Origin of the sequence: Cedecea davisae DSM 4568 (assembly GCF_000412335.2) — a bacterium.
In the GTDB taxonomy this organism is placed as follows: Bacteria; Pseudomonadota; Gammaproteobacteria; order Enterobacterales; family Enterobacteriaceae; genus Cedecea; species Cedecea davisae.
Map to the genome: position 1 here is coordinate 4,559,006 of NZ_KE161030.1, position 12,672 is coordinate 4,571,677.

The 12,672-nt window shown below is 54.9% G+C and carries 10 protein-coding genes; all 10 read left to right on the forward strand.

The features are described from left to right. Window positions 1-10 precede the first annotated feature (10 nt). Complete coding sequence (locus HMPREF0201_RS20795) at window positions 11-1,696, forward strand: LTA synthase family protein (RefSeq protein ID WP_016538745.1); 1,686 nt, start codon at window positions 11-13, stop codon at window positions 1,694-1,696. Window positions 1,697-1,941: 245 nt separating this feature from the next. Then, window positions 1,942-3,624 carry a kdo(2)-lipid A phosphoethanolamine 7''-transferase gene (eptB, locus tag HMPREF0201_RS20800; RefSeq protein ID WP_016538746.1) on the forward strand — a complete coding sequence of 561 codons (1,683 nt, stop codon included), beginning with the start codon at window positions 1,942-1,944 and terminating at the stop codon, window positions 3,622-3,624. A gap of 562 nt (window positions 3,625-4,186) precedes the next feature. Next, complete coding sequence (gene dppA, locus HMPREF0201_RS20805; protein ID WP_016538747.1) at window positions 4,187-5,794, forward strand: dipeptide ABC transporter periplasmic-binding protein DppA; 1,608 nt, start codon at window positions 4,187-4,189, stop codon at window positions 5,792-5,794. 171 nt (window positions 5,795-5,965) lie between these two features. Next, complete coding sequence (gene dppB / locus HMPREF0201_RS20810; RefSeq protein WP_016538748.1) at window positions 5,966-6,985, forward strand: dipeptide ABC transporter permease DppB; 1,020 nt, start codon at window positions 5,966-5,968, stop codon at window positions 6,983-6,985. Between the two features lie 9 nt (window positions 6,986-6,994). After that, window positions 6,995-7,912, forward strand: a complete 918-nt coding sequence (gene dppC / locus HMPREF0201_RS20815; RefSeq protein WP_016538749.1) for a dipeptide ABC transporter permease DppC — start codon at window positions 6,995-6,997, stop codon at window positions 7,910-7,912. Between the two features lie 10 nt (window positions 7,913-7,922). Beyond that, window positions 7,923-8,906: a dipeptide ABC transporter ATP-binding protein gene (dppD, locus tag HMPREF0201_RS20820; protein ID WP_016538750.1), complete on the forward strand. Its 984-nt coding sequence runs from the start codon at window positions 7,923-7,925 to the stop codon at window positions 8,904-8,906. Then, window positions 8,903-9,910, forward strand: coding sequence for a dipeptide ABC transporter ATP-binding subunit DppF (gene dppF, locus HMPREF0201_RS20825; RefSeq protein ID WP_016538751.1), 1,008 nt, complete (start codon window positions 8,903-8,905; stop codon window positions 9,908-9,910). Before dppD ends, dppF begins: the two co-directional genes overlap by 4 nt. 329 nt (window positions 9,911-10,239) lie before the next feature. Next, the gene (locus HMPREF0201_RS20830; RefSeq protein WP_039898956.1) at window positions 10,240-10,803 is read left to right on the forward strand and encodes a helix-turn-helix transcriptional regulator; all 564 of its coding nucleotides are present in this window, start codon (window positions 10,240-10,242) and stop codon (window positions 10,801-10,803) included. 495 nt (window positions 10,804-11,298) lie between these two features. Continuing rightward, window positions 11,299-11,871 carry a cellulose biosynthesis protein BcsO gene (gene bcsO, locus HMPREF0201_RS20835; protein ID WP_039898957.1) on the forward strand — a complete coding sequence of 191 codons (573 nt, stop codon included), beginning with the start codon at window positions 11,299-11,301 and terminating at the stop codon, window positions 11,869-11,871. Next, the gene (bcsQ, locus tag HMPREF0201_RS20840) at window positions 11,862-12,665 is read left to right on the forward strand and encodes a cellulose biosynthesis protein BcsQ (RefSeq protein ID WP_016538754.1); all 804 of its coding nucleotides are present in this window, start codon (window positions 11,862-11,864) and stop codon (window positions 12,663-12,665) included. Before bcsO ends, bcsQ begins: the two co-directional genes overlap by 10 nt. Window positions 12,666-12,672: the final 7 nt, after the last annotated feature.

Genomic DNA, 12,672 nt, shown 5'->3' on the forward strand with positions numbered 1-12,672 from the left:
ACAGGATAATATGAGCATGATGAAACCAGGCTCCGGCCGAAAAGCTCGTTGGACATACCTTTATGTCGCGCTGCTGCTCATTGCGGCCCTTATCATTGTCGCAGGTAATTCACCGCGTGATGTCTACCCGCTGGTTATTGCGGCATGTGCCTTTATTTTCTGCGGCGGGCTGCTTTATTTAGTCTCTGCCAGAGCCGCATTCGCCATCGCCACCAGCAGCCTGCTGGTCATCCTGCTGCAATTTTTAAACCAGCTTAAGGTTCACTATTACAAAGATCAGCTGCTGTTCCCTGACATCTTTATGATGGCCGACCCTTCCAACGCCGGCACGCTGCTGCACTATCCGTCCGCCGGTGTAGCCGTGGTGGCCATGCTAGCGCTGCTTATATTAACGCTCGTCGTCAGCTGGCGCGTTACGCCGCGCCGCGCCGGTTTGGCCGCACCGCTGGTCGCCGTTGGCATCATGCTGGGCAGCGCTGCGCTTTTAAGCCACAGCGTGCTGCGCAATCAGCATGACTGGTCAACCAAGCTACCGGGCGGCACCGGCGTACTGTCCAACCTGGCGATGTCGGGAATACAGACGATTTATGACTCCCCAACCTTCCCTGAAGAACCAGCTCAGGAATTTATCACCCGTGCCGCAGCGCTCAATAAAGCTCAGCCAACGCCAAACGGCGTGCGCCCCGACATCGTTCTGCTATTGCAGGAGTCCACGGTTGACCCACGTCTTTATAAGGTGCCGACCCCGGGTGTGCTGCCGCATCTCGCTATGTTCGACCAGGACAGCAAGGTAAAAGCCCATTCTCTGATGCGCGTACAAACTTTCGGCGGCGGTACCTGGCTGTCTGAATTTGCGGCGCTCACCGGCCTACGTAGCGATGATTTTGGCGCGATGAAAAACGCGGTGTTTTATTCCGTCATCGACCACGTCAACGACAGTCTGTTTAAACAGATGAAAGATAACGGTTATTACACCGTAGTCCTGACTCCATTCAATAAATCGGCCTACAACGCTGGCCACGCCTATAGCATGATGGGCGTGGATAAAATTATTCAGCCTCAGGAGCTGGGCTACCCTGGTGATATTTCGGAAAACCTTTGGCACATCAGCACTGGCGATGTTCTGAGCTACGTCAAAAAGCTCCTCGGCAGCCAGACCGACAAACCAATTTTTGTCTACGCCCTGACTATGTATGAGCACGGCCCTTACGATGCCTCTCATCACGATGATTACCAGCTGGCATCGGTGGTGAAAAATGAAGGTTCGGCGGGTAAATTCAGCCACTACGTGGAAAAAATCAAAAACTCCGATATCGCGCTCAAGGACTTCTTCCAGTTCGTTGACCAGCGTAAGCGGCCTACGATGTTCATGTATTTTGGTGACCACCAGCCCGCTATCGACTGGGCTAACGGCTATACCTCACCGCTGCCGGACGCCATGCACCTGTCGCAGTTCAGCCTGCGGGACAACTTCAATCTTCCGCCGGTTTCGGACCTGGGCCAGGTCACCGACATCGCATTCCTGGGTGGGATATTGCTCGAGCAGGCGCAGCTGAAAGTGTCTCCGTTCTACCAGGCCAATATCGACATGCGCCACTTATGCAAGGGCGAACTCAATGATTGCCAGGATACCGCGCTGTTTAACAGCTACAGAAACTACATTTACGACAAGCTGCATGCCGCCTCGAAAGAGTGAGTCATTCCGGCCACTTGGCTGAATAAAAACCTCGCCCGAAAGGCGGGGTTTTTCACTTTTCGCACCAAAGAGACTTTATCCGGGTGACCGCCAGGCAATCGGGCATTACAATCCCCCACCGTTCTAATTTGAGCCAGCGCCAGGAATTATCCCCTAATCGCAACTAATTCGGCTTCATTGAGAACTCCCCACCCGCCCTACGGTCTGAATAGCGCTTATATGTCTATATCGCCAGGATACCCTGCATGAATTACTTTAAAACAATGTCCCACCAGAAGTTGTGTTTGCTGCTGGCGGTATACATTGGTTGGTTTTTGAATATCTCTGTTTTCTACCAGCGCTTTGATAGCCGCGCACAAGTTTTCATTGCCTGGAAAGGAATAGCCGCGGCGGCAGAAGTGCTGGCCTGCCTGCTGGTCACCTTTTTCCTGTTCCGCCTCCTTTCGCTGTTCGGACGTTCCGCGTGGCGGATTCTGGCTTCGTTTGTGGTGCTGTGCTCGGTGGCCGCCGGCTATTACATGACGTTCTTTAACGTGGTGGTGGGCTACGGCATTATCGCCTCGGTGATGACCACCGATATCGATCTTTCTAAAGAAGTCGTAGGCTATCACTTCGCCATCTGGATGGTGCTGGTCAGCGCCATACCGCTGCTCCTTATCTGGATGAATCAATCCCGCGATACGCTAATTCAGCAGCTATTAACCCCCGGCCAGCGGATAAAAAATATCGCCATCGTGCTGCTTTCCGCCCTGCTGGTCTGGGCGCCTCTGCGTTTTTTAGGCGAGGTACAGTCCGACGATGAACAAGGCTCGACCACCGATATGGCCAGCTATGGCGGTGTGGTAGCAAGCTCCTATTTACCCTCTAACTGGGTCTCGGCCCTCGGTTTGTTCGCCTGGGCGCGCGCGGACGAGTCCAGCGGCAATACCTCGTTGCTGAATCCGGCAAAGAAGTTTACCTATGTTGCTCCGCAGGGCATCGATGATACCTACATGGTGTTTATTATCGGGGAAACCACGCGCTGGGATCACATGGGGATACTCGGCTACGAACGTGACACGACGCCGAAACTTTCAAAAGAGAAAAACCTTGTTGCGTTCCGCGGCGAGTCCTGCGACACCGCCACCAAACTTTCGCTGCGCTGCATGTTTGTGCGTGAGGGCGGTACGGCGGATAACCCACAGCGAACCCTGAAAGAGCAAAACGTCTTTGCGGTTCTCAAGCAGCTTGGTTTCAGCTCGGAGCTGTTCGCGATGCAGAGTGAAATCTGGTTCTACAAAAATGCCATGCCGGACAGCTTCTCCTTCCGCGAGCAAATTGCCGCCGAACCGCTTAACCGTGGCAAAACCGTTGATGACATGCTGCTGGTTGAGGAGATGAAGCAGTCAGTCGACGAGAACCCGGAAGGTAAACACCTGGTGATTCTTCACACCAAAGGCTCCCACTTCTCCTACGCGCAGCGCTACCCGCGCAGCTTCGCCAAATGGACGCCGGAGTGCATCAGTCTTGATAAAGGCTGCTCAAAAGAGATGCTGATTAACGCTTTCGATAACTCGGTGCTCTACACCGACACGGTTATCGACAGCGTGATTGATAAGCTGCGTGATAAGAAAGCCATCGTCTTCTATGCGGCAGACCACGGCGAGTCGATTAGCGAGTCCAAACACCTGCACGGCACCCCACGCGAAATGGCGCCGCCGGAGCAGTTCCGCGTGCCGCTGCTGGTCTGGGCGTCGGATAAATATCTGGAAAACCCTGCCTCTGCCGAGTCGTTCAGGCATATGCAGGAACAGGCGAAAATGAAGGTACCGCATCGCCATGTTGAACTGTATGACACCATCCTGGGCTGCCTGGGCTATACCTCGCCGAACGGCGGGATCAACCAGAATAACAACTGGTGTCACGTACCGGAAAAAACTGCGCAATAGGGTTTAAAAAAACCGTGGGCGGCGGGAGTCACAACCTGCCGCCATGGCGAATCTGGCAGAATATAAGCCATCGAATTTAGTTATGAAAAAGCGTGGTTTTTTGCGCCATTACTTATGATGGCGGACAGCATTTTTCGCTGTGAGCGATGCAGATCACAAAATAAATCGTGCAACAATTCATCATTTAACACAAAATTTTGCCCATTGTAAGCAATCGATTACCACTAGCGTACGCAAAAGAAGCAGTTTAATATTCTGGTAACAAGCGCGTAGCATAATTTTCTCTGCTGGAAACTGCCCCCGAAGGTTTTTTTAATCTTTGCCCACCGAATCCCACCTTGCTTGTAAATCCCCGTGACCTGTATTGACGTTTCCTTAATCTGTTGACAGATTGTAGGACGAGAGGGGCTATTTACGGACCGTCTGTGCTACCTCCACGCATGACTCGCGAAAGGAACTGCTGACCTCACCATCGCCTCCGGGCACACCGTACCGACCTCACACAAATAACAATGGTCAGACGGTTACAAAACACAACACGACACATAATTGGAGCAGAATAATGAGTATTTCCTTGAAGAAGTCAGGGATGCTGAAATTTGGTCTGAGCCTGGTTGCCATGACCGTTGCAGCAAGCGTACAAGCCAAAACCCTGGTTTATTGTTCAGAAGGTTCCCCGGAAGGGTTTAACCCGCAGCTGTTCACCTCCGGCACCACTTACGATGCCAGCTCCGTACCGATCTATAACCGTCTGGTCGAGTTCAAAACCGGCACCACCGAAATCATTCCGGGCCTTGCTGAAAAGTGGGACGTTAGCGCGGACGGCAAAACCTATACCTTCCACCTGCGCAAAGGCGTGAAGTGGCAGGATAATAAAGACTTCAAACCGACTCGTGATTTCAACGCCGACGACGTAGTGTTCTCTTTCGATCGTCAGAAAAACAAAGACAACCCGTACCACAAAGTTTCTGGCGGCAGCTATGAATACTTCGAAGGCATGGGCCTGCCTGACCTGATTACTGAAATCAAGAAGGTGGACGACAACACCGTTCAGTTCGTTCTGGCTCGCCCGGAAGCGCCATTCCTTGCGGATATGGCCATGGACTTCGCCTCTATTCTTTCTAAAGAATACGCGGACAACATGATGAAAGCCGGCACCCCGGAAAAAACCGACCTGAACCCAATCGGCACCGGTCCATTCCAGCTGCTGCAATACCAGAAAGACTCCCGCATTCTGTATAAAGCGTTCCCTGGCTTCTGGGGCACCAAACCACAGATCGATCGCCTGGTGTTCTCCATCACCCCGGATGCTTCCGTACGTTACGCCAAGCTGCAGAAAAACGAATGTCAGGTAATGCCGTTCCCTAACCCGGCCGACATCGCCCGCATGAAAGAAGACAAAAATATCAATCTGATGGAACAGGCCGGCCTGAACGTGGGTTACCTCTCCTTCAACACCGAGAAGAAGCCGTTTGACGACGTAAAAGTTCGCCAGGCGCTGACTTACGCGGTGAACAAAGAAGCCATCATCAAAGCGGTTTACCAGGGCGCGGGCACCGCGGCTAAAAACCTGATCCCACCAACCATGTGGGGCTACAACGATGACGTGAAAGACTACACCTATGATCCTGAGAAAGCGAAAGCGCTGCTGAAAGAAGCGGGCCAGGATAAAGGCTTCACCGTTGAGCTGTGGGCAATGCCGGTACAGCGTCCTTACAACCCGAACGCTCGCCGTATGGCCGAGATGATTCAGGCTGACTGGGCGAAAATCGGCGTTCAGGCCAAGATTGTGACCTACGAGTGGGGCGAATATCTGAAGCGTGCTAAAGCCGGTGAACACCAGGCCGTAATGATGGGCTGGACCGGCGATAATGGGGACCCGGATAACTTCTTCGCGACCCTGTTCAGCTGCGCGGCAGCCAAAGATGGCTCTAACTACTCCCGCTGGTGCTACAAGCCGTTTGAAGACCTGATTCAGCCGGCTCGCGCAACCGACGACCACAACAAGCGTATTGAACTGTACAAACAGGCTCAGGTTGTGATGCATGACCAGGCTCCGGCGCTGATCATCGCTCACTCCACCGTGTTCGAGCCGGTGCGTAAAGAAGTTAAAGGCTACGTGGTCGATCCGTTGGGCAAACACCACTTCGAGAACGTGTCCGTCGAATAATAAGTAGAGATCCCCCCTCTCCCTTGAGGGAGAGGGCCGGGGTGAGGGTGTTTTAATTTCCCCCTCACCCTAACCCTCTCCCCTCAGGGGAGAGGGCATTTATATTCATTATTTGTGAGCAATACAGACGAAGCGTCACCAGGCGCGCCGTCACTACAGAGAATCCGGGATATGCTGCAGTTCATCCTCCGAAGACTGGGGTTAGTCATCCCCACGTTTATAGGTATTACCCTACTCACCTTCGCTTTCGTTCATATGATCCCCGGTGACCCGGTGATGATCATGGCCGGAGAGCGCGGTATTTCTCCTGAGCGCCATGCCCAGCTGCTGGCTGAGCTTGGCCTCGACAAACCTATGTGGCAGCAATACCTCCATTACATATGGGGCGTAATGCATGGCGACCTGGGGATTTCATTAAAGAGCCGCCTTCCGGTATGGGACGAATTTGTTCCGCGCTTTAAAGCGACGCTGGAACTCGGCATCTGCGCGATGATGTTCGCCGTTGCGGTAGGCATTCCGGTGGGCGTACTCGCCGCCGTGAAGCGGGGTTCTATCTTCGACCATACCGCCGTTGGCATCGCGCTGACCGGCTACTCAATGCCGATTTTCTGGTGGGGCATGATGCTTATCATGCTGGTCTCCGTTCACTGGAACCTGACGCCGGTTTCCGGGCGAGTCAGCGACACGGTGTTCCTCGACGACTCCCTGCCTCTGACCGGTTTTGCGCTGATAGACACCGCAATCTGGGGCCAGCAGGGCGACTTTATTGACGCCGTTGCCCATATGATCCTGCCCGCTGTCGTGCTTGGCACTATCCCGCTGGCGGTTATCGTGCGTATGACCCGTTCTTCGATGCTGGAAGTGCTGGGCGAAGACTATATCCGTACCGCTCGCGCCAAGGGCTTAACCCGCATGCGCGTCATTGTGGTTCACGCTCTGCGCAACGCCATGCTGCCGGTTGTTACCGTTATCGGCCTGCAGGTCGGTACGCTACTGGCGGGCGCAATCCTGACCGAAACCATCTTCTCCTGGCCGGGTCTGGGTCGCTGGCTGATTGATGCCTTGCAGCGCCGTGACTATCCGGTGGTTCAGGGCGGCGTGCTGCTGGTAGCGACGATGATTATCCTCGTCAACCTGCTGGTAGACCTGCTGTACGGCGTGGTGAACCCGCGTATACGCCATAAGAAATAAGGGGCCATCATGACGCCATCTACTGAAAATATAAGCACTGAAAACAAAGTGCAGGCAGCACCCAAGCCGATGACCCCTTTCCAGGAGTTCTGGCACTACTTTAAACGCAATAAAGGCGCGGTGATCGGCCTGGTGTACGTCGCCGTAATGATCTTCATCGCCGTGTTCGCCAACTTTATCGCTCCCCACGCGCCTGCCGAGCAGTTCCGCGACGCGCTGCTGCATCCGCCGGTCTGGCAGGAAGGCGGCAGCTGGAGCTACATCCTCGGCACCGATGACGTAGGCCGCGATGTGCTTTCCCGCCTGATGTACGGCGCACGCCTGTCGCTGCTGGTTGGCTGCCTGGTGGTGGTGCTCTCGCTGGTGATGGGCATCGTACTTGGCCTGGTCGCCGGTTACTTTGGCGGCGTAGTTGATAACATCATCATGCGCGTTGTCGACATCATGCTGGCCCTGCCAAGCCTGCTGCTGGCGCTGGTACTGGTAGCTATCTTTGGCCCGTCTATCGGTAACGCCGCGCTGGCGCTGACCTTTGTTGCGCTGCCGCACTATGTTCGCCTGACTCGCGCCGCCGTACTGGTAGAAGTAAACCGTGACTACGTGACCGCATCCCGCGTGGCGGGTGCAGGCGCAATGCGCCAGATGTTTGTGAATATATTCCCGAACACCCTTGCGCCGCTGATTGTTCAGGCGTCGCTTGGTTTCTCGAACGCCATTCTCGATATGGCCGCCCTTGGCTTCCTCGGCATGGGTGCGCAGCCGCCAACACCGGAGTGGGGCACCATGCTCGCCGACGTGTTGCAGTTCGCGCAGAGTGCCTGGTGGGTTGTGACCTTCCCTGGGGTTGCGATTCTGCTGACGGTACTGGCATTTAACCTGATGGGTGACGGTCTGCGTGACGCGCTCGATCCCAAACTGAAGCAGTAAGAGGTTCGAGATGGCGTTATTAAATGTAGATAAATTATCGGTGCATTTCGGCGACGAAAGCGCACCGTTCCGTGCCGTTGACCGCATAAGTTATAGCGTGGATCAGGGGCAGGTCGTCGGGATTGTCGGCGAGTCCGGCTCCGGCAAATCGGTCAGCTCGCTGGCAATTATGGGGCTTATTGACTTCCCGGGCCGCGTGATGCCTGAGAAGCTGGAGTTTAACGGCCGGGATCTGAAGCGCATTTCTGAGAAAGAGCGCCGCAACCTGGTCGGTGCCGAAGTGGCGATGATTTTCCAGGACCCGATGACCAGCCTGAACCCTTGTTACACCGTCGGCTTCCAGATTATGGAAGCGATTAAGGTGCATCAGGGCGGCAACAAGAAAACCCGTCGCCAGCGGGCAATCGACCTGCTGACCCAGGTAGGCATTCCCGATCCGGCTTCGCGCCTGGACGTTTACCCGCACCAGCTTTCCGGCGGTATGAGCCAGCGCGTAATGATTGCGATGGCGATTGCCTGTCGCCCTAAACTGCTGATTGCCGATGAGCCGACCACCGCGCTCGACGTCACCATCCAGGCGCAAATCATCGAGCTGCTGCTGGAACTTCAGCAGAAAGAGAACATGGCGCTGATCCTCATCACCCATGACCTCGCGCTGGTTGCCGAAGCGGCGCATAAAATCATTGTTATGTACGCAGGCCAGGTCGTAGAGGCCGGTTCGTCCCACGATATCTTCCGTGCGCCGCGCCATCCTTATACTCAGGCGCTGCTGCGTGCGCTGCCGGAGTTTGCTCAGGACAAAGCGCGCCTTGCGTCGCTGCCGGGCGTAGTACCGGGCAAATACGACCGTCCGAACGGCTGCCTGCTTAACCCGCGCTGCCCGTACGCCACCGACAAATGTCGCAGCGAAGAGCCGGAGCTCACCATGCTGGCCGACGGGCGTCAGTCCAAATGCCACTACCCACTCGATGATGCCGGGAGGCCAACCCTATGAGTACCGAACAGGCCACCGCGCAACCGCTGTTGCAGGCCATCGACCTGAAAAAACACTACCCGGTGAAGAAGGGATTTTTTGCACCTGAACGCCTGGTCAAAGCGCTGGACGGCGTAACCTTTACCCTCGAGCGCGGCAAAACGCTGGCGGTCGTGGGCGAGTCCGGCTGCGGGAAATCCACCCTTGGCCGCCTGCTGACCATGATTGAAGTCCCGACCGGCGGTGAGCTGTACTACCAGGGGCAGGATCTGCTGAAACCAGACGCCTCGGCGGAAAAACTGCGCCGCCAGAAAATCCAGATAGTTTTCCAGAACCCTTATGGCTCGCTGAACCCACGTAAAAAAGTGGGCCAGATTCTGGAAGAGCCGCTGCAAATCAACACCAGCCTGAGCAAAGCCCAGCGCCGTGAAAAAGCGCTGGAGATGATGGCAAAAGTCGGCCTGAAAACCGAACACTACGACCGCTATCCGCATATGTTCTCCGGCGGCCAGCGCCAGCGTATCGCCATCGCCCGCGGCCTGATGCTGGACCCGGACGTGGTGATTGCCGACGAACCGGTCTCCGCGCTGGACGTATCCGTGCGCGCTCAGGTTCTGAACCTGATGATGGATTTGCAGCAGGATTTGGGGCTGTCTTACGTGTTTATCTCTCACGACCTGTCGGTAGTGGAGCACATTGCCGATGAAGTGATGGTGATGTACCTCGGCCGCTGCGTGGAGAAAGGCAGTAAAGAGCAGATTTTCTCCAACCCGCTGCACCCGTACACTCAGGCACTGCTGTCCGCCACGCCGCGTCTGAACCCGGACGAACGCCGCGAGCGCATCAAATTGACCGGCGAGTTGCCAAGCCCGCTGAACCCGCCGCCAGGCTGCGCCTTTAATGCCCGCTGCAGCCGTCGTTTTGGGCCATGCACCCAGCTCCAGCCGCAGCTTAAGGATTACGGCAACGGCCAGCTGGTCGCCTGTTTTGCCGTCGATCAGGACGTCAACGGGGAAATTCGCTAACCGTTTTTACCCTCTCCTGCAAAGGAGAGGGTATCTGCCCCTCCTCCCACGCCTCTCCCACTTGCGCCTTCGGCGTGTACATTCCAGGTTGAGAAGTGGCTTCGCATGACTACCCTTTTTGCCTCAAAACACTGGCATTAAACCCAACCCCAATTTGCAGACAGCAGCATATTGCTACCGCGGCAATCTATAGGGGTTACGAAACACCCACTGTTGACACGCGCTCACACCCTGGTTATTCTTTGCGCAAATGGAGGCTGATGAAGAAGCATCCAAACAAAGAAATCCAAAGGCGGCGCCACTACCGCCTTTGTCAAGAAGGAGTCCATATGGAACTCTACAATTTCACGCTCACGGTATCCGGCATCACCCTCAATACACCGGGCCATGAAGATGCGCTTTTTGAGGCCGGTTGTGATGACGCTATGATTAGCTATTACGGCAACGCTATCTATCTTGAGTTCGACCGTGAAGCCCCCTCCCTCAAGAATGCAATTGCTACGGCTATCCGGGATATCGAAAGTGCAGGTATTGGGGCGAGAGTCGAGTCTGTTGATTCCACACTGGTCGGGCTAAGCGACATAGCTGAGCTTTCTGCTTTATCTCGCCAGGCTATCACCATGCTGAAAGATGGCATCCGTGGGAAAGGTGATTTTCCAAACCCAATCCAACGGATTACCGGCCAGTCACCGCTCTGGGATTGGGCTGAGGTAGCCGAATGGCTTGAGAATTGCGGCAGAATCGCTAAAGACTCAGGCCTGGCCGCTAATGCAAAGGAACTCAATACCTGGAACCTTGCACTTCGCATACGTGCCTCGCGAGCAGAAGTTAAGGTTGCAGAGCACCTGCATATGCTTGAGCATGCTGAAGCCCAGTCATACCGTCAGGCCTAACCAGCAAAGCAAACCTCTCCGGAGCCATTAAGTATTGTTCCGCTGGCTCCGGGCGCAACGTACCTATTCTTTCGTTTTTCACGAACGATAATTGCCACGTGCCCCCAAAAGAAAGTATTACCTGCCGACGAATCGAGCGCCGTAACTACCATTATTAATGCTAATAAAGAAATAAAAACCAGCATTTAAACCTGGGTAAACACTCCGAATTGAGGGGTGGATTTGATATTAATTAATGCTCTTTCACGCCAGATATGAATTTCTTCAAAAAAAGAAACAGAGTGCTCGTCAACAGCCGATATTTTGGCTTAATATCCGCGCTAATGGAGCCATCAATAATTATTCATAACAGAAGGCATCCACTCTCGATTAAACCCCAGCAAAAGGGTGAAAACGTTATAGGCTGTAATATAGACGGCGAATAATACCTCTCGCTAAGCGCCGCCCTGTAGCCGTGCGTGAGTTCATAAATAATTGTAAATCATGGATATATTTATGAAAAACTATGATGATTTGCAGCGTTTCAAGGAAAAGACACGCACAGGCGCCATTAATTTTAAGGACATGTCGGCGCAGACCCAGACCGCAGATAGCGGGCGCTGGGCGATTATTAAACAATTAAACCAGGTTCCGGGAGAGGAAAATGCCCTTTCCCACGCGGGCAGCGTGTCCGTTCCCGTTCCACAATCAGTTGCGGCGGATGCCTTCGATATTAGTCTGGCAAAACCTGCACCGGCCTCGCCGCAGATCCCTGCCGCCGGGCAAACCTCAATTCTCAATAGCGTAGCTTCCGCGGTTTCCTCCGCACAGGTACAACCTGCCCCTCAGCCGGTTCCTGAAGCGCCGGTTATCAAACCGCAACCAGCAGCGTCTTCTCTGTTTGATCAGTTAACGCCTGCCCCGGTTGCCAGCCCTCAGGCTCCCGCTGTGCCGCCCGCTGCGCGCCAGCAGGCCGAAGCCATTCCGTTTAATAAACTGTTTACCGCCAAAACCGCGCCAGCCGCGACTCAGGCCGGTAAAGACCTGCCGCTACAACCCTTGCTGGAGATGATTGCCTCATGCCGTTAGTTTGTGTTTGCTCGCCAAAAGGCGGCGTGGGGAAAACCACCGTTACCGCAAACCTGGCCTGGGCGCTCGCGCGCGCTGGCAGCAAAGTGTTAGCCATTGATTTCGACGTGCAGAACGCGCTGCGCCTGCATTTTGGCGTCCCGCTTTCGGACGGACGTGGCTATGTGGCAAAAGCGGGAGAGTCCTCCGACTGGAGCCAGTCGGTGCTGACCGCGGGCGGTAATATCTTTGTGCTGCCGTATGGCGACGCCACCGAAGCCCAGCGTCTCGACTTCGAGCAGCGCCTGGCCAACGATAGCCACTTTCTGCAACGCGGCCTCGGCACTCTGCTTAATTACCCGGGCCTGGTTATCATCGCAGATTTCCCTCCGGGGCCAAATCCGGCGCTGAAGGCGGTCTCCCGGCTTGCGGATTTACACCTCATCACCCTGCTCGCGGACACCGCCTCGCTGTCTCTGCTGCCGCAAATTGAAAACCACCGCCTGACCGGCGAGCCGCTGAATAACCGGCTGGGCCATTATTTCGTGGTTAACCAAAGCGACAGCCGCCGCCATATCAGCCGCGACGTCACGGCATTTATGCAGCAGCGGCTCGGCGACAGCCTGCTCGGGGTTATTAATCGGGATGAAAGCGTGGCGGAAGCCAATGCTTCGCAGCAATCGATATTCGATTTCAGCCCGGTTTCTGCGGCCGCATTCGATATTGAATTAATCAGTAAACGGGTTGCGGGCCTGCTGGGGATCCACGTTGGCGACGGCGCAGTTCATTCCGGTTTGAGAACATCAAACTTCTGAAATATTC